This window comes from Deinococcus sp. LM3 (genome assembly GCF_002017875.1).
GTDB lineage: Bacteria > Deinococcota > Deinococci > Deinococcales > Deinococcaceae > Deinococcus.
This window is the reverse complement of the sequence record NZ_MUFV01000001.1, coordinates 1727893-1750490: the sequence shown is the minus strand read 5'-3', so window position 1 is coordinate 1750490 and position 22598 is coordinate 1727893. Positions and strand designations below refer to the sequence as shown.

Here is a 22598-nt window from a genome sequence, read left to right as displayed (position 1 = left end):
CGGTGCTGGGCGGGCCACGCCCGGTGGCCCCGCCCGCAGGCGTTACTTCTGCTTGTACTCCTCTGCGACGCCCTTGCTGGTCCAGCCGATCTTGGCGGCGTTCCAGCTGGGGTACAGGGTGTAGGCGCTGAAGGTGTAGTTCGCCAGTCCGGGAACCTTGGTGTACACGTTCACGCGGTAGTACAGCGGCAGGGCGGGCAGTTCGCTGTTCCAGATGCCCTGCATGCGGTCAAACAGCTTGATGCGGTCGGCGAGGTTGAATTCGACCTGCGCCTGCTTCTGGAGCCTGTTGAATTCGGCGTTGTTCCAGCCGGGGTTGTTCTGGCCGGCGTAGCCGTTGGCAGCGGTGGGGATGCTTTCACCCTTGAACAGGTTGCCTTCCTCGAAGATGGGGTTGCCGGTCCAGGCGTACATGGCGAGGTCCCACTTGCCGCTCTCGCCCTTGCTCAGGAAGTCCGGCCCGAAGATGACGCTGGCGGGGTAGTTCTGGATGTTGACCTGCACGCCCACGGCCTTCCACTGGGCCTGCAGGATCTGCTGCACGCGCTCGCGGATGGTGTTGCCGGCGGTGGTGGAGAAGTTCAGCGTGAGTTTCTTGCCGCCCTTCTGCAGGATGCCGTCGCTGCCGGGCGTCCAGCCGAGCGCCGCGAACAGCTGCTTGGCACGGGCGACGTTCAGGTTGTAGTCGTTGACGTCTTTCTTGTACAGCTTGCTGATGGGGTTGACCCAGCTGTTCGACACGGCCTGACGGCCCTGGAACAGCGCCTTGGTCAGGGCGTCACGGTCGATGGCATACAGCAGCGCCTGACGCATGCGGGGATCGTCGAGGTCCAGGTCCTTGGAACGCTGGCCGCGGGTGTTCACGTCGATGTGCTCCCAGACGGCGCCGGGCACGAAGTAGGTCTTGTACTTGCCACGCTCGGTCTTGGCCAGGTCCACGCCCTGGTCGAAGGTCAGGCCGACGGCGCTGACCGCGTCGAGCTGCCCGGACAGGATGTTGACTTTCAGGGTGTTGGTGTTCGGGATGAATCGGTACGTGATGGTCTGCACGTACTTGTCCTGATCCTTGGGGTGCCCCCAGTAGTTGGGGTTGCGGGTCATGGTCAGGCTGTTGCCGCTGCGCCAGGCGGTGGGTTTGAAGGGTCCGGCCACGACCTTGGGCAGGTTGCGGGCGGTGGTGTACGCGGAGATGAACTTCTTCCACTCCTCGTTGGTGACCTTGGCGTCCTTCTCGTTCTTGGTCTTGGCGTCGAAGGCGTTCCAGGCGGCGCTCATGACGTGACTGGGGGCCAGGTCGGGGCTGGTCTGGTCGGCGAACAGGTAGGGCGGCTCGTAGGTGATGGTGAAGGTGTCGCTGTCGGCGGTGGTGATCTTGGCGCGGTTCCATGGGGAGCGGTCAGGGACCGGCACGCGGTCGTCGTTGATCAACTTCAGCCAGAACTGGAAGTCGGCGATCTTGATGGGCGTACCGTCGCTCCACTTGGCGTCCTTGCGGATGGTGTACGTGACGCTGTTGCGGATCACGTCGCCCTTGGCGTCCTTGACGATCTTGTAGTCGCCGTTGGCGATGCTGGGCACGCGGGTGGCGATGTCGGCGTAGGGTTCGCCGTCGTCATCCAGGCCGATCAGGTCGGCGCCCATGTACCCGTTGACTTCGCTGGTGATGGCGAGGTTGTTGGTGTTCCAGGGGTCGTAGATGTTCGGCGGTTCCTGCGACGTGCCCACGACGAGGCTGTTGTTAGCAGGTCCTGCGAGTGCGGCGCCGAGGAGGAATGCAGTAAGGGCAAAGGTCTTTTTCATGATGGCCTCCCTGAACACTGGGCTGATGGTGCCGCCCTTTTCCTTGAATGATGAGCGTCAGTATAAGGCCCATTAACCTGCCGTCAAGGGTGGTCGGAACCATTCCCGCTGCACGGAGCGGGCCTCATCTTCATCTTTCGGGTGGGCCGGGGGACACAGACACAGAAAAACGCCCCGGTCGGCAGGGACCAGGGCGTGCAGGGAGGGCGTCAGGGACGGATCAGTGGCTGGAGCAGCCGCCCGAGCCTTCGCCGTCCGGCGACTGCGAGCCGTCGGTGCGGAACGAGGAGCCGCAACCGCAGGCGGACGTGGCGTTGGGGTTGTTCACGGTGAAGCCGCCGCCCATCATGTTCTCGACGAAGTCCACCTCGCTGCCGCGCAGCAGCGGCAGGCTCATGCGGTCCACGAGCAGCTTCACGCCGCGGTCCACCACGATCAGGTCGCCTTCCAGTTCGCGGTCGTCGATGGCCATGCCGTACTGGTAGCCACTACACCCGCCGCTCTTGATGAACACGCGCACGCCCGCGTTCTCCTTGCCACTGCCCGCAAGAATGCTCTGAGCCTTCTGCGCGCCGAATTCGCTGATGCTGATTTCACGGGCGGGCACGCCGCCGCTGGTTTCCTGGGTGGTCGTCGCGGTCATGCGTGAAGCGTAACACCATTCGAATAATAAAAAGGTGCCTGGAAGGCAAAGTGCTGCCCCCGGCGCCAGCTGCCACAGGCTTCTCCCGCCACCATCCGGCTTACATTCCTTGAGCGTGCCAGTGTTAAGATGAAGGACATGACGAACCCGTATGCCGAGTGGTTCGAGCAGCTTCGCAGCGAATACGGCGAGCAGCTCCGGGCCATGCCCCTTCCTGACGGCCTGCCGGAACACCTGCGGACCCTGATCAACGCCAAGGACGAGGACGCCATCCAGTTCATGGTCAAACTGGCGTGGCAGTTCGGCGCGCAGGTCGGGTACGCCGCCGGCACCCGCCAGGGCGACACGCCCGCCGCGAACATCCCCAGCACCCCGCGCGTCCAGGCCTGATACCAGCAGAGCATCAGCACACTCACGCTTCACGCCGCCCCGCTCAGGAGGCGGCGTTCTTCGTGCCGTCCTCTCGCTCCTGCTCACCGCGGTTTTCAGGTGTGTTGAAGGGTTCCCTCAGCACACCTGAAACGAGCAGAGCGAGAAGCCGTAAACACCAAGCGGTTGGAAGTGGAGTTGAAGGGCGTGCCGTTCGCCCTTCAACGGAACTGGAAACCGCTGTCATACGGACTTCGATTGAATGGGCTGCAAAGACCGTTCAATCCGAGCGGATGCGAGAAGGAGAGAAACGGGTTCCGGACGTGGAGCTGGCAATCCGGTGAAGTTCCGGATTGTCAGCGAAACAAACGGAATCCGTATCAGTGAAGCTCTGACCGGGGCGCACTCCAGCATCCGACCGCCGGGTCCGGGTCGGGCAGCAGGCCAAGCGCGATCAGCTCCTGCAGGGTCTCGCGGGCCAGTTCCGCCAGGGTGTCGGCCGGGGCCTGGGTGGGTGGCAGGTCCGCCAGCCCCAGTTGCCGGGCGCGCAGACTCAGGTGTCGGGCCAGTTCGTCCATGCGTGACAGTCAAGCATGTCCGGCCCTCCGGCCGCAAAAGGCCGCCGCCCTGACAGGTATCAGGGCGGCGGAGACAGTCAACCGTACTTCAGTGGGATGGGTTCAGTCGTCGGCGTGGGCGTGGGCGAGGCTTTCGCGCTCGTCGGCTTCACGCAGGGCGCGGATCATGCGCACGATGCCCAGCACCGCGAAGTAACTCACGACCGGCAGGCCGATGGTCAGGATCCACAGGATGGTGTTGGCGTTCGCGGTGGTCAGCAGGCCACCCTGGATCAGTTCGATCTTGTAGCCCGCGACCGACAGGACGACCATCATGACCATGAAGGCCACGCCCGCCGCCAGTCGCACCGGGTGGTTGGTGGGGTTCTCGGCGTAGTACATGTTCTCGTCGCTGCGGTCCAGCATGGGCACGGCGAACATGGCGGCCATGATGATGCCGGGGAAGACCATCGCGCCCACGAACTCGGCGCTGATCACGCCACCCAGAACCTCCCACTCGAAGCCGGGAATGATGGCCAGGGCGCCGAAGACCCACAGCAGGTACCAGTCGGGCTTGATGGAGCTGATCGCCTGGGTGCTGGGCGGGCCGTAGTACTCGACCGAGTGCACGGGAATGAAGGCGCTGAACAGCACGACCAGACCGGTGAACAGCAGCACCAGCAGCAGCATGATGGGGGTCTGCTGGGTCATGAGCGGCACGCCCACGATCTTCTTGTAAGCAAGGCGCTTGGCGTACTGCGGCTGGGTGTGCTTCTGCTTGATCATGATCAGCATGTGCGCGCCGGTCAGGGCCAGGAGGATGCCGGGCAGCAGCATGATGTGGTAGCCGTAGATGCGCGGGATGATGCCGTCGCCGGGGAATCGGCCCGCGAAGGCGGCCTGCGCGGCCCAGTCGCCGACCCAGGGCACCGACTTGGTGATCGCGTAGATCACGCTGACGGTGTTGTAGGCGTAGTTGTCGTAGGGCAGGATGTAGCCGGTCACGGCGGTCAGGGACGCGAAGATCAGCAGCAGCATGCCGATCCACCAGTTGATCTCGCGGGGTTTCTTGAACGCACCCGTGAAGTAGATGCGCATCATGTGAATGACGGCGGCCGCCACCATGATGTTCGCCATCCAATGGTGGATGCGGCGCAGCATGTCCCCGAAGGGCATGGCGTTGATCTTGAGCGCCGAGTGAAACGCGGCCGGCACGAGGTTCGGGTTGGCCTTGGTGCCGGGGTCGAAGGAGTTCACGACCAGCGAGTTGCTGGGCTCGTACGACAGCGCCAGCAGAATGCCGGTCAGGATCAGGACGATCAGGCTGAACAGCGTGATCTCGCCCAGGAAGAACGAGTGATGCACGGGGAAGGCCTTGCGCAGGAACTTGTCGTTCAGGCGCGAGATGTGCAGACGGTCATCCAGCCACTGGTTCATCCGAGGATCTCCTTGACCTGCTCACGGTACTGTTCCCAGTCAGCCTCGTTCAGGAAGCCGTAGGGTGCCGACACGAACGTTTCGGTCACGACCAGCTGGTCGTTCTCGAGCTTGATCGGCAGCTGCGGCATGGCGCGCAGGGGCGGCCCGCCGATGACCTTGCATCCCTGCAGCACGTCGTACTGTCCGGAGTGGCAGGGGCAGAACAGCTTGGTGGCGTCGTTGGGGTCGTTCGGGACGGCGCACCCGGCGTGCGTGCACTTGTTCGAATAGGCGACGATCTGACCGTCGATGATGCCGTCCAGCTTCAACTCGGCGTGATCGTCCTTGCCGGGTTCCTTGAAACCGCCCTGCTCGAAACGGAACACGGCCAGCTGGTTGTTCGGCTCGGTCTTACGGATGACGTTATTGCCCTCGGCATCCTTGCCCATCGGCCACGCGGCGACACCCTGCTCGCTCAGTTCCGAGATCTTGATCGGCTGACCTTCCTTGCTGGCGTCGGCGTGCACCAGGATGTCGCCTTTCTGCGGGGGGGCCTTGTCGGGCGTGAGGCGGAAGGCGGGTTTGGCGGCGCCCAGCGTGGTGACCAGGCTGACCGTTCCGACGGCCGCGCCGGCGCCGAGGGCCGCGTTGATGAATTTACGGCGGGTGATTTCAGGATCCTGCTTCTTGTAACGCGTCATATCAGTCTCTCCGTTACCAGGGGAATTCGCCGCTGGCGTCCTCGACGAGAACCTCGCCGTCCATGAAGTACTTCTTGTACAGCGCCAGGCTGGCGGCCAGGGACAGCAGGATCATGGCGGCGTAGAAGCCTTCGGCGGTCACGTTGGGCATGACCGGTTCGGCCGCAGCCCATCCGGCGAAGTCTGTGATCATCTGCCGCACGAACAGCACGCTGAACAGCACGGTCATAGCGATGCTGGTGATCATGGCAAGGGTCGCCAGGGGCGTGGAGCGCACCTTGTGAATGCCGGGGTGCAGTTCCTGACCTTCAGCCCACACGCTGTACAGGCCGATCAGGCCGTAGGTGAGCAGGACCATCACGAAGGTGCCCAGGAAGATCTCGGGCAGTTTGATGTGGTCCGGCACGAAGCGGCTGCGGTTCTTGAGCACTTCGGGGTCGATCTTGCTCTGGCCGGCCGCGACGGTCGCGGGGGTCAGGGGTTCCTCGATCTTGTTCCCGAAGGAGTTCAGGACGTAGTTCGCGACGGCGTACACTTCGTTCTCCGCGAGCTGTCCGAAGGCCGGCATGGCCCCCTTGCCCTTGGTGACGATGGTGTGCACGTACACGGGATCCTGGACGATCTTCTCGTTGCCGGCCAGCGCGGGACCGGCCCCACCCTGACCTTCGGCACCGTGACAGCCGGCGCAGTTGCCTTCGTAGACCGTTTTACCCACGGTGGGGTATTCCTTGCTGATGTTCGCCACGACCGCCGGGTCTACCACCACAGGTTCAGGTGCCGTTTCCTTGTTGAACAGGAACAGCAGAATGATCCACATGATGGCCGCACTTACGATGGCGACCCAGGGCATGACAGCGTCGTTTCTTTCCACGTTCCCTCTCCCTAAGCGTGAACTGGCCTGTTATTTCCCGCCGTGCGACGAATGGAAATCCTGCTTCGAGGTGGCCTAATGCGGGTCAGCATAGCACGCACCGAACACGCTCCCAGCCGCGCTTTGAGGTGCTGACCGCGAGACTTCGGCAGCCTTTATGGTGCTCCTTACCGAGCGGTTAAATGTCCCCCGGCCCGGTCGGCGACCGGCACCTTCCCCAGGTCGGCCAGCAGCGGCCACAACGCCGACGCCAGGGCCGTCACGTCCCGGTTTTCCGGGTGCTCGCGCGGGTCCTGGCCTCCCTCGCTCAGCAGGGCGACCACCAGCGGGCGCGGCGTGAAGATCACACCCACGTCATGGTGCACGCCGGTCAATTCGCCGCTCTTGCTGGCCACGCGGTACAGGGGCGTGCCGTCCGGGTAGGCCGGAACGCCACGGCCGATCAGGTCGCGGTACTGCTGGCGGCCCAGAATGCTCAGGGCCAGGGCCGTGTGCGGCGGGTCGAGCAGGTCGCCGCCCAGCAGGAGGCGTAACAGCCGCGCCTGATCCGCTGCGGTCGTGGCGTTGCGTTCCCCGCGCCGCTGCGCCTCGTTGCGTTGATCGGGCGGCAGTTGCAGCTTCCCGACCAGCCGCGTGCCGTTCAGGCCGTGCGCGCCCAGCCAGCCGTTCACGGCGCCCACGCCCAGCCACCCGATGGTCAGGTTGGTGGCGGTGTTGTCACTGACGATGATCATCAGGGTCAGCACGTCCTGCCAGGACAGCGCCAGCCCGGCCCCCAGTTCGTGCAGCACACCCGCGCCCGGCACGCGGTCCTGTGCGCTCAGGGTCACGCGGCCGTCCAGGCTCAGGTCGCCGCGCTGGGCGGCCTGCAACGCCATGACCAGCAACGGCACCTTGATCGTGCTGGCGGCCGGGAACACCCGGTCCACGTTCAGGGTGGCCAGCGCCTCGCCCTGCGGCGTGCCCACCCACAGGCCCACCGTGCCGGCAAACCCGGCCCCACGCAGCGCCGCCTGGAAGGCATCCAGCGCCCCGGCCACGTGATCCTCTCCCCTGCCCCGCGTCATGTCAGTCCGGGAGGATCAGTCCGGCCAGCCCTGCGAACGGGTGCGCGGTGCCCACCGGACGCAGGGTGCAGAAGGGCGGCCCGCCGTCCGGTTCGACGCGGTGCGGGCAGGTCGGGCACTCCGGGAACGCCTGATCGGTGTAAGCGAGGTCGGCCTCGGCACTCTCGATCACCCACTCCCTCGCGCAGCCGGCGCGGAAGGTCACGGGCGCGGCCACCTTCTGGCGGCGGCTCATTCGAGATTCGCGATTCCCTCGCGGATGGCGTACAGCGCCGCCTGCGTGCGGTTGTTCAGTTGCAGTTTCGTGAAGATCTCGCTGAGGCGGTTCCGGACCGTCTTCTCGCTGATGTCCAGGCGTAGCGCGATGTCCTGGTTCGAGAATCCCTGAGCCAGCAGCTTCAGGATCATGGTCTCGCGTTCGTTCAGGTCGGCGTGCTTCTCGCTGGGCAGTTCCTCACGCTTGTCCCGGAAGTCGTCCAGGACGTTCTGGGCCATGTCGGCGTCCAGCAGCGCCTCGCCCGCCGCGACCCGCCGGATCACGTCGAGCAGCGTGGTCGCGTCGGCGTCCTTGAGGACGTACCCGCGCGCTCCGGCCTTGACCGCCTCGAACACGTAGCGGTCCTGCCGGTACATGGTGATCATGATCACCCGCGCCGCCGGGTCGATCTCCAGGATGCTCTGCGTGGCCTTGACCCCGTCGAGTTCCGGCATCTGAATGTCCATCAGGATCACGTCCGGGTGGGTGTCGGCGGCGTACCGGATCGCCTCACGGCCGTTGGCGGCCTCCCCGATGACGCGCATCCCCTCGGATTCCAGCAGGCTGCGCAGTCCCTGACGGAACAGCGCGTGATCGTCCACGAGCAACACGCGAATCATGCCCGCAGTGTAGGCCAAGCCCGCCCGCACAACAGGGCGAACGCCCCCAGGTCCGGAATGCAGCAAAACTGTAAGCCCCGACCCGCTAGACTGACCGGCGTGATCACCTGGTTCGATGCCCTGCTCGTCACCCTCTGGGCCGTCCTGACCGCGCTGGGCGCCCGGCGCGGACTGGCCGGCCTCGCCTGGGGCGCAGCCGGCGTCGCCGTGTGCTTCCTGGCGAACTCCCTGGGCGCCGGCGCGCCCGCCTCGCTGATCCTCGCGGCGCTGCTGGGCCTCGGCACGGCGCTCGCCATCAGCCGCCTGATCCCCTCACCCCTCGAACAGCCCTGGCACCTGGGGGCCGGCGCGCTGGGCGGCTTCCTGCTGGGCGGCCTGCTGATCTCCACGGTGTCCCTGGGCTTCCCGATGGACGTGAAGGTCGACGCGCGCGGCGCACGCGCCAGCTACCCGTCGGCCAGCCTGCCGCCCGCGCTGTACGACGCCGTGCGGAACTCGGCGCTGCAGGGCAGCCTGCGCGGCGTCTGGAGCAGCGGGCCCGCCCTGAAAACCCTGATGATTCCCGACCAGACCCGCTGAACCCTGCCCCCACGCGCCCCGAGCGACACGGACTCCGCTCCGGTGGGCCACCCCTCCACCCGAGTCCGGATCAGCTGGCCTGCACGGCTGGCGTTTCCGGGTGCGGCTCGTCCGAGCGCTGGCTCAGCACGGTCGCCACGACGACCAGCAGCCCGCCCAGCGCGCCGCGCAGGCCCACCCGCTCACCGATCAGCAGGAAACTGAACAGGGTGGCCGTGACCGGCTCCAGCGCGTAGATCAGGCTGGCGTTCGCGGCGCTGACCGTCCGCTGCCCGACCGTCTGCATGAGCGTCGTGGCGGCCGTGGCAGCCACGCCCAGGTACAGCAGCGGCGCCCACGCGCCGGCCGGTGGCCACAGCTGCCCCGGCGCCGACAGGGCCGCCCACACCCACGCCAGGACCGTGACCGTCAGCACCTGCACGAGCGTGAACGGCAGCGCCGCGTGCCGGTGCGCCATGCGTTCGAGCGTCACGATGAACCCCGCGTACGTGACCGCGCACGCCAGCGCCCAGGCGTCCCCGACCACCAGCGCGCCGCCCTCCCAGGACAGCAGGGCCAGTCCCGCCACGGCCAGCGGCAGCGCCGTCCACAGCAGCGCGGGCATCCGGCGGCGCTGCGCGAACACCAGCCACACCGGCACCAGCACCACGCTGAGGGCCGTGAAGAACGCCGCGCGGTTGGCGCTGGTCGTCTGCAGGGCAATCGTCTGCGTGCCGTACCCGGCGATCAGCCACGCGCCCAGGACCGCCCCGTCCCGCCACAGCCCCGACTCCCGCCACCCTCCCGGCGCCCCCGCAGCGCGCGGCGCGGCGCTGGGCGCCCGGCCCGGCCGCCACAGCAGCAGCGGCAGCAACGCCACCGCCGCGATCAGGAACCGCCACGCGATCAGCACTGCCGGGGGCAACGTCTCGCCGAGCGTCTTGACGACCGCGAAGGTACTTCCCCACAGGCACGTCACCAGAACCAGTAGAACCACACCACGCGCCTGAACCGACATGCCCGCGATTGTAGAGCCCGGCAGCAGAAACAGGCCCCCCGCGCGGGAGGGCCTGTCCAGTCGAGCCGACTGTGAAGCGGGTTACGGAGCGGTCAGCGGATGGTGGTCTGGAAGCAGGCGCGGCCCGACTCGCCGACCGCCAGGGTGCCCAGCGTGACCGTCATGGTGCCGCGCGCGAAGGTGCCGCCCGTGGTGGTCAGGCGGCCACCGTCGGCATCGGCGGCGCTGCTGCTGAGGTACGAGGTGACCGCGCCACGCGTGAGCTTCACGCCGAAGCCGGTCGCCGCGCTGGGCTCGTCCGCGTCGTAGGCGGTGATCAGGGCGTTCGTGTTGCCGGGAACGTGATCGACCAACACGAAGTTCGGGAGGGCCGCGCCGCCCAGGTTCTGGAAGGCGATGCAGTACTCCAGCACTTCCAGTGGCAGGCCGCCGCCGGACGTGCCGAACGCGGTGTTCTTCGTGACGTTCCGGACCTCCTTGGTCAGCTTGCCGTACACCATGTTCGTCACGGCGCTCGCCGAGTTGTTCGCAGGCGTGGGGTCGGTGTTCGGGCCACTGACGGAAGCCGTGTTCGTGATCGTCCGGGCGGCCGGGGTGCTTTCCAGCGTGGCGGCGGACGGGGCGGTGGCGGTCACGGTGACGGTCACGAAGGCCGTGTCGGCCGTGGTTGCCACGCCGGTATCGACCGGCAGGGTCGCCCCGACACTGATGGCGTTGCCGCTGCCGCTCGCCGCGCCGCAGGTGGCGCCGCCCGTGCCGGCGCAGGTCCAGGACACACCGGTCAGGTCGGCGGGGACGGTATCGGTCACGGTGGCGCTGCTGACGGTGGGGCCGTTGTTCCAGGCGCGGATGGTGTACGTGATGGTCCCGCCGGGCTGCGCGAAGGCCGGGCCGGTCTTGCTGACCGCCAGATCACTGGTGACGGCAGCGTCTACCGTGACCTGCACGGTCGCCGTGTCGCAGGCGGTCGTGACGGTCGCGTCGCAGATCTGGTACGTGACGCTGTACGTTCCGGCAGGCGTTCCGGCGGGCACGACCAGCTGTCCACTGCCGTTCACGGTCAGGCCCGTGATCCCGCCGTTGTTCTGGACGGTGACGGTCGCGTTGGTGGTGGTGGCGGCCGCGCCGCCCACCGTGTCGTTGCCCAGCACAGTGACGGTGCCGCCCACGCCGAAGCCGAAGTTGACGGCCGGGTCGTTCACGGCGTCGATCACGCGCGTGACCACGGCGGCGCTGGTGTTGTTGGCGGGTGTCAGGTCGGTCGTCCCGGCAGGCGTGGTCACGCTGGCGGTGTTGCTGAGGTTCCCGGTCGCGGTCGCGGTGCCGGTCAGGGTGTACGTCAGGAAGTTGCCGTCCGGCGTGGCGTTGGCCGTGTTTGTGTCCAGGCTCAGCGTGCCCGTGACGATGCTCACGCTGCTGGCCGTGAAGCTCTGCGTACCGCAGGTGGCCGTGCCGGTCGCCGCGCAGCTCAGGCCCGTCACCGTGAACCCGGCGGGCAGCGCGTCCGTCACGCTCGCCCCAGTCACGCTCCGGGATCCGTTGTTCCACACGCGGATGGTGTACGTCACGCTGCCGCCACTGCCCACGGCAGCCGGGCCGCTCTTGTCGATCGCCAGATCAGCGATGTCGGGCAGCGTGACGGGCGTGGCCGACTGCGTGTCCCCGTTCGCCGTGGCGGGCGGGGTGTTGCCGTTCGTCGAGATGTCGGTTGCCAGCAGGTCCACCGGGGGAATCGCCGTGCCGCCCACGAAGGTGTAGCCCGGGTTGGCGCTGCCGGTCGTGCTGGCGTACACGGTGTTGTTCAGGACGCTGCCGCTGGCGGGCAGGCTGGCCGCGTCAGGGTAGGACACACGCACCGTGAAGGTCACGGTCGCGCTGGCCCCGGCCGCCATGGTGTTCGTGCCGGTCAGCAGCGCGGTGTTCGTGGTGCCGTTGAAGCCGCTGTTCGCCGTGACCGCGCCGCTCGTGACGGTCGGGCCGGCCACGATGCTCAGGGTGCCGGTCGTGAAGGTGCGGGTCAGGTTCTCGGTGAGTTGCACGTTCGGGTTGCTGACCGGCCCGGTGTTCTTGACGGTCACGGTGTAAGGCACGTCGAACACCAGCCCGCTGACGGCAGTGACGGTTCCCACGGATTTCACGGTGTCGATCCGGTTTTCCGGGAACACGCAGGACGCCCCGTCGGACTGCGCCGCGACAGATCCGGTCGCCAGGGTGGTGAAGGCCCCGGTGGACAGGTTGATAGTGCCGTACGTGCCGCCGTTCTGGTACGCGTACAGGGTGCCGCTGACGTCGAAGAACGCGCTGCCGATGGCGTTGGCGGTCGTGAAGCCGGGGAAGGTGCCGCGCAGCACGGAAGCGCCGGTCGTGGGGTTGATCTCCATCACGCCGCCCGGCGTGAACACGCCGTACAGCAGGTTGTTCACCGGGTTGAACGCCAGGTCGAAGATCGGCAGGGCCTGCGACAGGGTCAGGGTGCTCAGCATGCTGATGGCGCCGCCGCTCGTGGTGGGCAGCTGAATGCGGTACAGCGGCGTCTCCTGCGCCAGCCTGTGAACGTACATCACGCCGGTGGAATCCACGGCGGCCGCCGCGATGCTACTACCGGCGGGAATGGTGGTGTTGAACACCTCGACCGCACCGCTCTGCCCCAGACGGTACAGGCGGAACGGCGCTCCGGTCGTGAACGGCGTGATGTTCAGCGCGTAGAAGTACCCGTCACCCTTGTTGAACGCCAGGGCATTCAGGCCAGGACCGAATCCGCCGGCCCACTGGGCCGCGCCGCCCGTGCTGAGGTTATTGCGGTCCAGCAGGTACAGGTTCGACAGCAGCGTGCTGGTATCCTGACGGATCTGGTAGAAGCGCGCGTCGCAGGTGTAGGGGGCGCCCGCCGTGCTGGCGGTCGTGGTCAGGGTGGCCGTGGCGGGCGCGGCGCCCGTGGCGGCCTGGGCGTTCACGGTGCCGGTCACGTTCGCGGCGGGAATGGTGTTCGTGCGGGTGGCGGCGCCCGCGTTCACGACCGTGACGTCCACGGTCACGCTGCACGTTCCGTTCGCGGCGATGCTGCCGCCCGTGAGGCGGATGGCCCCGTCATTGCTTTCGATGGCTGCGCCACCGTTCGTCAGGACCGTGTTGCCGGTCCCCGTGACAATGGTGCTACCCGCGCAGGAGTTTGCCGTGACCCGCAGCGGCAGCGGCAGGCTCAGGCCCATGGTGGCCGCGATGTTGTCCGTGATGGCCAGGGCGCTCGTGGCGAACGCGTACGGGTTGGTGACCGTGATGTTCAGGGCCGTCACGCCGCCCGCAGAAACGGTCGTGGGTGAGAACGACTTGCTGACGTTCAGGCGTGGTGGCGAGACGGTGAGGGGAACGCTGGCGTAATCGTCTTCGGTGGTGATGCCGTTGTTCGTTCTCGAGTCGCTGTCCGGCTGGGGGGACGAGATGATCTCTGCGACGTTCGTGATCGTGCCGGTTCCCGTGACGGTCGCGGTGATCGTCAGGGTGGTCGTGTCGCCCGTCACGGGGCTCGGAACGCTCCAGATGCCCGTGGCCGAATCATAGGTGCCGGTGGCGGCCGAGGAACTGACGAAACTCAGTCCGGCAGGCAGGATATCCCGCACCTGCACGTTCTCCGTGGGAACGGCCGGGCCGGAGGCGGGGTCCGGGCCGTCGTTGCGCAGCGTGACGGTGTACGTGACGTTGCCCCCCTGAATGGGCGCGGCGCTGCTGACGGTCTTGGTGAGTGACAGGTCAGCGACGCCACTGGTGATCAGCAGGGGCACGCTGCTGATGTAGAACAGGTCCTGGCTGCCCTGGATGTTCAGGGTGGCCGAGGACGCCCCGCTGGTGACCTTGCTGGTCACGTCGAAGGTGTCGAAGTCCACGCCATAGGCGTCGTCCCGTCCGGTCGCGGTGGCCGTGATCCCGGAGCTGAGGCCGCTGCTGATGGTGCTGTTGAAGATGCCCTGCCGGGGACCACTGAGGGCACCACCCACGTTGAAGATGTTGTTGATGGCCGAGGGCGCCTGTCCAGCCCCAAAGCTGAGCGCCTCAGCAACGTTGGTCGTGGTATTGACGTTCAGGGTTTCGTCGCCTTCCCAGGCCAGGACAGACGTTCTGGCTTCAAAGACGCTGGGGACGACCAGTCCATTGACGGTGCGGGTGGTCAGTTCGTTCTGGCTGCGGTCGAAACCCTCGTAGATCACCATATTTTTGTAGGTATCAGTAGGGGTTTCGTAGATGATATACATACCCCATCCACCCAGCACAGTAGAGTCGAAGCAATGCAATGAGTTCAGTCCCGCTTCAGTGGCCAAAAACTGTCCACCATTACCAAAATTACTGGACATTATGGTGAGATTCGACATTGTGTACTGCTTATTCGGATCTGCAAGACCCGATATGTACGTCGTTATATCTGCAACATTCGCAAAATACCCATTGTAAGCAAAAGTTGTCCCACCAGAAATCACCGGAAGAATATCATCGTATTGCGTCTGTGCGTTAACAGCAATCCCATCGAACGTCACAGCGGTGTCATTACGAACAGTGCCTGGATTCGTTGCCGTCTTACCGTTCCGGTCAGCAGAGGCCGCCCAGTACAGCAATGCCTTGACAATGGTGGCGCCCGCTGGCACGCCAGTCACAGCCTGTGACGTGGCCGTGGTGCCCACCTGGCAGGCGTCGGTAGCCGTCGTCGCAGAGTTTCTGAGGGTACGGAAGCTGGCGCCGGTGGTCACATAGTCGATGCGGCCCTGGAACTTGTAGGTGGGCGTGGTCGGCAGGGGGCGATCTGCCAGGGCCGTGCCGGTCACGGCCAGTCCCAGCAGGGCCGCAGCCGTCTGCCGGAGCCGGGAGGAGAATCGGGAGCTTCTGCTGGGGGGTGCGGTCATATGTGGTCCTCGCTTTCCGGGTGGGGTGGGGGGCGGGTCATTTCGTGAAATTTTCCTGCGTGACTTCTTGCGACGGCCTTACAAAGGTCGGGGAAAACTGCGTCCTCATGAAGGAAAATGGGGAGAGTACGGCCGGGCCGCCTCTCCCCCACCGGGTGGGTGCGGGTTACCTGTTCTGTCCGAGGGTTTCGTCGAGGGTCAGGTCCAGGCGCAGGTAGGCGCCCTGTTTGGTGTAGGTGCTGCCGATGCCGGTGAAGCCGGCGGGGTTGTACCCGGCGGTGATCCAGGTGCCGGGCAGGGCGCGGACGGACGCTTCGAGGCCGTAGCCGTACTGGGTGGTGCCGCTGGCGGGCTGGGTGATGGCGCGGCCCCAGACGCCCACGCCGAAGCGGTCGTTGACGTAGTAGGTGCTGCTGGCGCCGAACTGCGCGGTGAAGCTGTCGGGGTCGTTCAGGAGGGTGCGGGTGTCCAGTCCGGCGCGGACGGCCCAGGTGGGCTGGCGGTACTCGGCGGCGAAGTTGCTGCTCAGTTCGGGCTGGTTGCCGGCCAGGGTGCCGTTGATGTAGCGGACGGTGCCCAGGGAGTTGAAGGTGCGGTTGCGGTAGGCGTAGCCGATGGCGGCGCGCTGGCCGTTCTTGCCGGCGCCGAATTCCATCAGGCCGTCGGCGGTGAGGCTCAGGTGGTCGCTGAGGCTGCCGGTGACGCCGGTGCGCAGGACCACGCCGAAGCCTCTGGCGGTGTACGTGAGGTCCGTGCCGGCAGTGGCGGTGACTCGGTCGGTGCCGTAGCGCAGGTCGGCGCCGGCGCCGAGTTCAGTCTGGGCGGTGGCGAGGTTGTAGGTGGCGCTGCCGCGCAGGCCGGCGGTGACGCGGTCAGTGAGGGGCAGGGTGGTGGTGACGCCGAAACGGGCGCGGTTGCCCTGGCCGCCGGCGTTGGGAAGGTCGTAGGCGACCTGGTAGTTGGTGTTGCCCAGGCGGCTGTCGAGGGTCAGGGCGGCGGTGTGGCCCTTGTTCCAGTTGATCTGGTCGCTCAGGCCGACGCTGACGGCGTCGGTGATGGCGTAGCGGGTGGTGATGGTGGTGGTGGGGTCGAGGTTCCCGGTCAGCGGCTGGGTGTGGGTGATGTCCACGTCCAGGGGTTTCTGGTGGTAGCCGGCGCTAAGGACAGCTCCGACGCCGTACTGGTCCCCGAAGGCGTACTTGAGGCCCGCGCCGACGCTGAACGGCGCGAGGCGGTAGTCGGCGCGGCCGGTGACGCTGCCGCCGCTGGTGTCGGTGGCGGCGGTGCCCAGGGTGTTGTGGTATTCGGCCTGGACGCTGCTGCTGAGGTTGCCCGTCAGGCGGCTGTCGATGCTGGCGCTGGTGGTCAGGCCGGGCGTGAAGGGCGCGAGGCCGCTGTACGTGCCGTCCTGGTAGCGCACGCGCGCCTGGATGGTGTTCTGGCCGAGGGTGGTGCTGAGGTCGGCGCTGGCCTGGAATCCGCCGGAGTAGGCGAGCAGGCCGTCGGTGCGGGTGGTGCCGTTGTCGTAGGTGGCGCGGGCGCCGGTCGTGACGGTCTGGTCGAGGCTGATGGCGGCCGCGCCGACCGTGTAGTTCTGGCCGGTGTACTTGACCTGCGCGCCGAACGCTGCCTTGCGCTGGCGCAGCGGGTCGCTGAGGCGGTAGCTGGCCAGGACGATCTGGTCGTTCAGTTGCGCGTCCGTGCGGTCCAGGGCGCGGGCGAGCGTGATGATGCCGGTGCGGTGGTCGAGGATGTAGTCGACGTTGCGGGTCAGGGTGACGCGGCGCAGTTCCTTGCCGGTGTCGCGTTCCAGGGTGAGCAGTTCGAGGGTTTCGCTGCCTTCGGTGACGGGGCTGGCGTTGTTCAGGCGCAGCAGGCGGGTGCCTTCGGGGGTCAGGCGCTGCTCGCTGACGCGGGCGTCCGGGACGAGCGCGGCGAAGGCGGACACCTGGGGGTTGCTCTTGCTGGTGACGGTCAGGGCAGTCAGTTGCTCGCCGACCGGCAGGACGTCGATGGGCAGGCTGGTCTGGCGGTACTCGGCGCGCAGGGTGGGGTGGTCGTAGCTGAGCGCGACCGGGTCGATGCCCTGCAGGGGCACGCTCTCGGTGCTGCTGTCGCCGTACACGCTGAAACGCTTGAGGGTGTCGCGGTCGGTGGGCAGGCCGTCCTTGTCGGCAGAGACGTACAGTTTCCCGCCGGCCAGCGGCCCTTCGTAGGAGGCGCGGGCGGTCCAGGTCAGGTCGTCGGCGAGGTTCAGGTTGCCGTCCAGGCCGAGGGTGGCGCTGACCACGCCGACGCCGACGCGGCTGCTGTCGGGCCGGACCTCGAAGGTGTAGGGTCGCACTTCCTGGCCGACCAGCACGCCGAGTTTCAGGGTGGTGGGCGACGACTGGGGGTTCAGGACGAGTTCGCCCTCGCCGCCCACCAGGGTGATCTGGTAGTCGGCCTCGGTGGGGTTCTGGTCGGGGGTGCGCGGCTCGAGGTTGGAGCGTAGCGTCAGTGTGGACTGGGTGGTCAGGTTACCGCTGGCGTCCAGGGCGCGCAGGCGCAGGCGCAGCGGGGTGCTGCCGTCGGCGATCAGGTCGCCGGGCAGGACTTCCACGCGGGCGGTCGCGCCGACCAGTTGCACCTGGACGCTGTCCTGGCCGTACTGCAGGGTGTTCGCGCCGGTCCTGAGGGGCACGCCGACGTAGGTGACGCGGCGGGTGCCGCGTTCGGCGTCGGTGGTGACCTCGCCGATCTGGTCGTCCGGGACGGGCATGCCGTTCACGTTCAGGCGGGCGGTCTGGTCGGCCGGCACCTCGACCACGACGCTGATGCGGTCGCGGATTCGGACCTGCGAGCCGTTCAGCGGGAACTTGATGGCGCCGGCGTTCTCGGTGACGGTCGCGGTGGGCGCGGTGACGCTCTGTGCAGCGTTCAGGTCGTTCAGGTCGACGCGGCCCTCGAGGTTCTCGCTGCGTTCCCCCTTGAAGCGGGCCAGCAGCGCCGGGGCGTCCAGGGTGGGCAGCGGTCCCTCGTGCGACAGGTCGTACGTGACGGCGCCGCGCAGCGCGGCCCCACTGGCAGTGGCGGGGCTGCTGGCCGGTTCGGGCAGCACCCAGTACAGCGTGCCGCTGGGACCGCGGACGGGATCGGCGATCGGCTGTCCGTCCAGGCGGCTGCTGCCGGGCACCAGGGCCGCGCCGGTAGGGGCGCGGTGCGCGACGATCAGTTCGGTCGCCTGACGGGGCGCGTCGAAGGGCAGGGTGACGCTGCTCGCGCGGCGCTGCGCGGGCGCCTCGGCAGCCGGGACCGGCTGGGCGCTCAGCTGCCCGGCGGCCGTCTGCGTGACGGCGCAGTCCGGGGTGCGCAGGCTGGCGTTCAGGTCGAGGGTGCCGGTGGCGGTCACGCGGGCGCGGTAGCTCAGGGCGCGGGTCTCGCCGGCAGCCAGGGTGCCGGTGAAGCTGGTGGTACCCAGGGCTTCCAGGCCGCTGCCGGGCGTGTCGAGCAGCAGGTACGGCACGGGCCGCGCCGAGGTGTTCGTGACGCGCAGCGTGACGGTGACCTCGTCGCCCTGGGTGGCGTCCGGCAGGGCGTCGCGGCCCAGTTGCAGGACGGTGCTGTCGGCCAGGACGTTCAGCGTGACGCGCTGCTCCTGGGCCCACGGGGCGAGGCGGGCGGTGACGGTCAGCGGGCCGCTCTGGGTGGCGGTGCCGGTGACGCGCAGTTCGCCGGGGCGCGCGGCGCTCAGGGTGCCCTGCACGCTGTTCAGGCCCTCCACGTTCAGGCCCGGCGTGTCGAGGGTCAGGTCCAGCGGCAGCTCGCCGGCGTAGGCGGTGGCGGCGCGGGCGGTCAGGGTGACGGTGTCGCCCACGCAGACGTCGAGTTTGTCGCTGCTCAGGGTCAGGCTGGCGGTCGGGCGCACCTGGATGCGCGCCTCGCCCTGCCCGTTGCGGGGCACGTTGACGCTGCGGGTGTCCACGGTGACGTCCGCGCCGGGAACGGGGCCCGGCACGACGGCGTACGTGCCGGGCGCGACGCGCTGCGTGAAGGTGCCGCCCACCGTGACGGTGGACTTGCCGACCAGGGCGTCGACCGTGGTGGGCGTCACGCTGCCGGGCAGGATCAGTTCGGCGGTGACGCGCAGCAGGCCGGTCTGGTCGACGCGGCTGATGGTGATGGGCTCGGGCGTGCCGGCGCGGGTCAGGCTGAACCCGACCGTGTTGCTGAACTGGCGGGCGGTGGCGGGCTGCCGCAGCTCGACGGTGTAGTTCCCGGCGCGGGCGGGCAGCGCGATGTCCGTGAAGCCCAGGTCGGCGCTGACGGTCAGGGGGGTGACGTTGCCCTGCTCGTCGCGCAGGCGGGCCTGCAGTTCCTGGGGACCGTCGCCGTCGTACATGCGCAGCACGTGGTTCTGGCCGTCGCTGCTGACGTTCACGGCCGGCACCCAGTCCTGGGAGTGGACGTTCACGTTCAGGCGGTCGGCGCTGACGGACGCGCTGATCCCCGCGAGGCGGATGGCGAAGGTGTTCTTGCCGTTGCCCTGCGTCACGGCCTTCAGGCGGTAACGGCCGGCGGGGAGCGTCTGGTCGAACAGGGTCTCCCAGTCGTGCGCGCCGGGCGTGAAGGTGCGGGTCAGGACGGCGCGGCCGTCACTGTCGATCAGGGTGAACGTGGTGGTGACGTCGCTGCGGTTGGCGTCGTACTGCTCGTCGCCGTAGTAGGTGTCGCTGCGGTAGTCGCTCTGGTCGACGCGGGGGCTGTACAGTTCCAGGCGCACGGCGCCGTCGATGGGAACGTCCAGGGCGAGGTCCTGATCGCCGACCGACCAGGTGAGCTGGTCCCCGACGGTGGTCAGTGGCAGGCTGGTGCTGATTTCCTGTGCGCCGGCACCGGCACTGACGGCCAGGAGGGCCGTGAGGGCAGTGGCGAGTCGCTTGAAGTCGGGTTGCACGTTCAGTACCTCCAGCTCAGGACCGGGTCGGTCGTGGCGGCGCGGGGCTCGCCCTTCCAGTCAAAGCGGTAGGTGAAAGTCCTTTCACCTGCTCCGAGGCTACCCGAGTAAGTATTTCCGCCTTCTTTCAGAACGGCGCCCTCGGGGAGCGGGTCGAGCAGGGTCACGCCTTCCAGCGCGCGGGGGGTCTTCAGGGTCAGGACGACCACGTAGCCGCCCTCCGTGGCGTACACGGCCTTGTCCAGGGTCACGGCGCCCACCGTGAGGGTGGTGCGGCGCAGCGCGGCAATATCGCCTCCCAGCGGCGCGAGCGGGAAGTCCACGCTGGTCAGGCCGCGCACATGCACGGTCTGCGTGCCGCTGAGCGCGCCGTCCTGCGGCAGCTTCAGCGGGGGGTACGGGGTGGTGTTCGGGTCCAGGCGCAGCGCGTGGGTGCCCATGGGCACGTTCGGGAACGAGTACCGACCTTTCGGATCTGTCACAACCTGACGGCCCCCGGCCAGCAGCACGCGCGCCCGCTCGACCGGGGTGTCCAGCAGCGGGTCGAACAGACCGTTGCGGTTGCGGTCCACGAACACCGTGCCCACGATGTCCGCGATGGGTGCGAACTTCAGCGGGTTGAGTTTCGTGGTGGCGGTCGCGCGGTTGCTGGCGATGGCGCGGGCCACGCCGCCGGCGCCGGTCCCGCTGACCTGCACTGTGTTCACCAGTTCTCCGGTCGCCTCGGGCGTCACGCGGGTCTGGTACGTGATGGTGATGCTGCCGCGCGCCGGGATGGTCCCCGCGTTCCAGGTCAGGACGCCCCCGCTGATGGCCGGGTCCGCGAGCGGCTGCCCGGCCAGGGTGCTCGTGCCGGGAATGTACTCCAGGCCGCGGGCGGGCGTGTCGGTCACGACGGCCTCGGTGATGGCGGTCGTGGCGGACTCGTTGGTGATCTTCAGTGTGTACGTCAGGCGGTCGCCGTACGTGGCCTCCTGGGCGCTGACGGTCTTCAGGATGACCAGCTTGGCCGTCCAGACCGGCGTGCGGACCTCGTTGCTGGGCATGGGGGTGCTCAGTTCGGTCGTGACGAGGTTGAAGACGTTGTTCAGGGACTCGCCGTCCTGGGCGCGGGTGCTGACCTGCGTGATGATGGTCAGGGTGCGCGTCTCGCCGGGCGCCAGCGTGCCCAGGTTCCAGGTGACGGTCTGCGCGCCGGGCTGCCCGCCCAGGACCCCGCCGGCACTGGCGCTGACGAAGTCCACGTGCGCCGGGATGGGATCGGTCACGACCGCGTTCGTCAGGGGGCGGGTGTAGGGGTTACGGACGGTCAGGGTGTACGTGATGGTGTCGCCGGCCGCGACGGTCCCGCCGGCCGGGATGGTCACGGTCTGCCCGGCGTCGCCCTGGGTGGTGGCCGTGAAGGACTTGGCCAGTTCCGGGAAGGTCGCCTCGACGTTCCCCACGAGGTCGCGGGTGGTGTTGCTGGTGCCCCGGTCGCCGTTCACGGTGATCAGGGATTCGAGCGGCCCGGCCTGCGGCGCGTCGTAGCAGATGCGCACGAACGCCGTCTGGCCGGGGTCCAGCGCCAGCGGCTGCGCGAGCGGCTGGCCGTTCTCGCCGTACAGGACGCTGGTCGCGCCGCCCACCGGGTACGTGACCGTGATGCGGAAGTTGTCGCGCACGTCCCCGGTGTTCTTCACGGTGTGGTCGAAGCACACCTGCTGCCCCACCACCGCGAACGGGCGGCTCTGCGTGTCGGCGGGCGTGCCTTCGGGCGCTTCGGGCACGCCGACCGGGCCGATCGCCACGGCCGGCAGGTAGCGCACGTCGGCGCTGGCGCTGCCGCTCACGGTGCGCCCGCCCGTCTGCGCGGTCGCGGTGTTCGGAATGACGCGGTTCTCGGCCTCCGCACCGGCCAGCATGCGGAAGGTCAGGGTGATGGTCGCGCCGGGCGCGAGGCTCGCGGCGCGCACCCGCACGCCCCGGACCGGGCTGATCTCGGCGGCCGTCCAGTTCACGCCGTCCTGGGTGTACTCCAGCGTGCCGGTGTTCGTGCGGGCGCTGCCGGGCACGAAGCTCAGGCCCTGCGAGATCTGGTCGCTCAGCAGGTCGGTCAGGATCACCTCGCGGCTCTCACCCTGACCGGTGTTGCTGGTGGTGACCGTCACGGTCGTCTCGGTGCCGGGCCGGACCAGGGCGGGCGTGAAGGACTTCTGCACGCCCAGCACCGGGGGCGGCCCGACACGCACGCGGCTGACGTTGTTGCTGTCCGGGTTCTGCCCGCCGGCGCAGCTGGCGATCAGGTTCACGTAGGCGTCACCCTGCGCGTCGCTGGTATTCACGACCAGCAACAGGTCCACGCGGGCGTCGGGGGCCAGGGTGAGTTCCGTGACCTCGGGTTCGTTCGTGTCGGGCTGACCGTTGCCGTTCAGGTCCCGCACGACCCGCAGGGCCGGGCTGACGGTGCTTTCGGTTTCGCTGCGCGCCAGGACCGGGAAGTTCCCGGTGGTGTTCCCGGTGTTCACGACCGAGTAAGCGAACACGGCGCGCTCGCCGGGCAGCAGCGTGGCGCTCTGGCCGGGCTGGGGCACCGTGCCGTCCGGGGTGACGCTGACCGAACACACGGCCTGCACGACCGTCACGACGGTATTCGACACGGCCCGCACCGGGTCGGTCGCGGCGGGCGGCACGAACTCGGCCTGCGCCTGGTTGGTGATCTCGGTCCCAGCCGGCGTGCGGGCCGCGCCGGCCTGAGCGGCCATGACGAGCAGGGCGGTCAGCATCGTGGTGGTGTGGGGGAAGCGGGTCACGGGAGTCTCCTTTGGGGCGCCGGCAGGGCGCGGGAAGGTGGGGCGGCGCACTCAAATGTGCGGGGGGTGCAATATCAGGTCTGCTGTTGGCTGAAACGGAAA

General features: G+C 68.0%; 15 protein-coding genes. 2 read left to right on the top strand and 13 right to left on the bottom strand.

Annotated features, from left to right (window positions below; all coding sequences use genetic code 11):
- Positions 1 to 42: 42 nt before the first annotated feature.
- Both BXU09_RS08215 and BXU09_RS08210 read right to left on the bottom strand, forming a co-directional pair.
- On the bottom strand, positions 43 to 1800 hold the full coding sequence (locus tag BXU09_RS08215; protein ID WP_078304878.1) for a peptide ABC transporter substrate-binding protein: 1758 nt from the start codon (positions 1798 to 1800) through the stop codon (positions 43 to 45).
- A 220-nt stretch (positions 1801 to 2020) separates the two neighbouring features.
- Entirely contained in the window at positions 2021 to 2443 is a 423-nt protein-coding gene (locus BXU09_RS08210) for an iron-sulfur cluster assembly accessory protein (RefSeq protein ID WP_055362307.1), read from the bottom strand.
- 138 nt (positions 2444 to 2581) lie between these two features.
- On the opposite strand from BXU09_RS08210, the gene BXU09_RS08205 reads away from it, so the two are divergent.
- Positions 2582 to 2833 carry a DdrH gene (locus tag BXU09_RS08205; protein WP_078304876.1) on the top strand — a complete coding sequence of 84 codons (252 nt, stop codon included), beginning with the start codon at positions 2582 to 2584 and terminating at the stop codon, positions 2831 to 2833.
- A 359-nt stretch (positions 2834 to 3192) separates the two neighbouring features.
- Here the strand turns inward: BXU09_RS08205 and BXU09_RS08200 are convergent, their stop codons facing one another.
- The 7 genes from BXU09_RS08200 to BXU09_RS08170 all read right to left on the bottom strand — a co-directional run bounded on the left by BXU09_RS08200 (position 3193) and on the right by BXU09_RS08170 (position 8303).
- Positions 3193 to 3390: a hypothetical protein gene (locus BXU09_RS08200; RefSeq protein ID WP_078301770.1), complete on the bottom strand. Its 198-nt coding sequence runs from the start codon at positions 3388 to 3390 to the stop codon at positions 3193 to 3195.
- A gap of 102 nt (positions 3391 to 3492) precedes the next feature.
- Positions 3493 to 4806 (bottom strand): cytochrome bc complex cytochrome b subunit, encoded by a 1314-nt coding sequence (locus BXU09_RS08195; RefSeq protein WP_078301769.1) that lies wholly within the window; start codon positions 4804 to 4806, stop codon positions 3493 to 3495.
- The gene (locus tag BXU09_RS08190; protein WP_078301767.1) at positions 4803 to 5489 is read right to left on the bottom strand and encodes a Rieske 2Fe-2S domain-containing protein; all 687 of its coding nucleotides are present in this window, start codon (positions 5487 to 5489) and stop codon (positions 4803 to 4805) included. The genes BXU09_RS08195 and BXU09_RS08190 overlap by 4 nt, the downstream gene beginning before the upstream one ends.
- 13 nt (positions 5490 to 5502) lie before the next feature.
- A complete protein-coding gene (locus BXU09_RS08185; RefSeq protein ID WP_168174574.1) occupies positions 5503 to 6360 on the bottom strand; it encodes a cytochrome c in 858 nt (285 codons plus the stop codon).
- Between the two features lie 167 nt (positions 6361 to 6527).
- The gene (locus BXU09_RS08180; RefSeq protein ID WP_078301764.1) at positions 6528 to 7427 is read right to left on the bottom strand and encodes a serine hydrolase; all 900 of its coding nucleotides are present in this window, start codon (positions 7425 to 7427) and stop codon (positions 6528 to 6530) included.
- 1 nt (position 7428) lies between these two features.
- Positions 7429 to 7662: a hypothetical protein gene (locus BXU09_RS08175; RefSeq protein WP_078301760.1), complete on the bottom strand. Its 234-nt coding sequence runs from the start codon at positions 7660 to 7662 to the stop codon at positions 7429 to 7431.
- Entirely contained in the window at positions 7659 to 8303 is a 645-nt protein-coding gene (locus BXU09_RS08170) for a response regulator transcription factor (RefSeq protein WP_055362301.1), read from the bottom strand. Before BXU09_RS08170 ends, BXU09_RS08175 begins: the two co-directional genes overlap by 4 nt.
- A 99-nt stretch (positions 8304 to 8402) precedes the next feature.
- On the opposite strand from BXU09_RS08170, the gene BXU09_RS08165 reads away from it, so the two are divergent.
- Positions 8403 to 8882, top strand: coding sequence for a hypothetical protein (locus tag BXU09_RS08165; protein ID WP_230286250.1), 480 nt, complete (start codon positions 8403 to 8405; stop codon positions 8880 to 8882).
- 70 nt (positions 8883 to 8952) lie between these two features.
- On the opposite strand, the gene BXU09_RS08160 is transcribed toward BXU09_RS08165, so the two are convergent.
- The 4 genes from BXU09_RS08160 to BXU09_RS08145 all read right to left on the bottom strand — a co-directional run bounded on the left by BXU09_RS08160 (position 8953) and on the right by BXU09_RS08145 (position 22496).
- Positions 8953 to 9879: a DMT family transporter gene (locus BXU09_RS08160; protein WP_078301758.1), complete on the bottom strand. Its 927-nt coding sequence runs from the start codon at positions 9877 to 9879 to the stop codon at positions 8953 to 8955.
- A 92-nt stretch (positions 9880 to 9971) separates the two neighbouring features.
- Complete coding sequence (locus BXU09_RS08155; RefSeq protein WP_168174573.1) at positions 9972 to 14126, bottom strand: DUF11 domain-containing protein; 4155 nt, start codon at positions 14124 to 14126, stop codon at positions 9972 to 9974.
- Positions 14127 to 14934: 808 nt separating this feature from the next.
- The gene (locus tag BXU09_RS08150) at positions 14935 to 19704 is read right to left on the bottom strand and encodes a DUF11 domain-containing protein (protein ID WP_078301754.1); all 4770 of its coding nucleotides are present in this window, start codon (positions 19702 to 19704) and stop codon (positions 14935 to 14937) included.
- Positions 19705 to 19706: 2 nt separating this feature from the next.
- Positions 19707 to 22496, bottom strand: a complete 2790-nt coding sequence (locus BXU09_RS08145; RefSeq protein ID WP_346417558.1) for a DUF11 domain-containing protein — start codon at positions 22494 to 22496, stop codon at positions 19707 to 19709.
- Between the last annotated feature and the right edge of the window lie 102 nt (positions 22497 to 22598).

What these genes read in the sequence shown, in the direction of transcription:
- BXU09_RS08160 (WP_078301758.1), bottom strand. Translation starts at nt 9,879, where the DNA reads ATGTCGGTTCAGGCGCGTGGTGTGGTTCTACTGGTTCTGGTGACGTGC.
- BXU09_RS08215 (WP_078304878.1), bottom strand. Translation starts at nt 1,800, where the DNA reads ATGAAAAAGACCTTTGCCCTTACTGCATTCCTCCTCGGCGCCGCACTC.
- BXU09_RS08180 (WP_078301764.1), bottom strand. Translation starts at nt 7,427, where the DNA reads ATGACGCGGGGCAGGGGAGAGGATCACGTGGCCGGGGCGCTGGATGCC.
- BXU09_RS08155 (WP_168174573.1), bottom strand. Translation starts at nt 14,126, where the DNA reads ATGTATATCATCTACGAAACCCCTACTGATACCTACAAAAATATGGTG.
- BXU09_RS08175 (WP_078301760.1), bottom strand. Translation starts at nt 7,662, where the DNA reads ATGAGCCGCCGCCAGAAGGTGGCCGCGCCCGTGACCTTCCGCGCCGGC.
- BXU09_RS08195 (WP_078301769.1), bottom strand. Translation starts at nt 4,806, where the DNA reads ATGAACCAGTGGCTGGATGACCGTCTGCACATCTCGCGCCTGAACGAC.
- BXU09_RS08210 (WP_055362307.1), bottom strand. Translation starts at nt 2,443, where the DNA reads ATGACCGCGACGACCACCCAGGAAACCAGCGGCGGCGTGCCCGCCCGT.
- BXU09_RS08205 (WP_078304876.1), top strand. Translation starts at nt 2,582, where the DNA reads ATGACGAACCCGTATGCCGAGTGGTTCGAGCAGCTTCGCAGCGAATAC.
- BXU09_RS08170 (WP_055362301.1), bottom strand. Translation starts at nt 8,303, where the DNA reads ATGATTCGCGTGTTGCTCGTGGACGATCACGCGCTGTTCCGTCAGGGA.
- BXU09_RS08200 (WP_078301770.1), bottom strand. Translation starts at nt 3,390, where the DNA reads ATGGACGAACTGGCCCGACACCTGAGTCTGCGCGCCCGGCAACTGGGG.
- BXU09_RS08190 (WP_078301767.1), bottom strand. Translation starts at nt 5,489, where the DNA reads ATGACGCGTTACAAGAAGCAGGATCCTGAAATCACCCGCCGTAAATTC.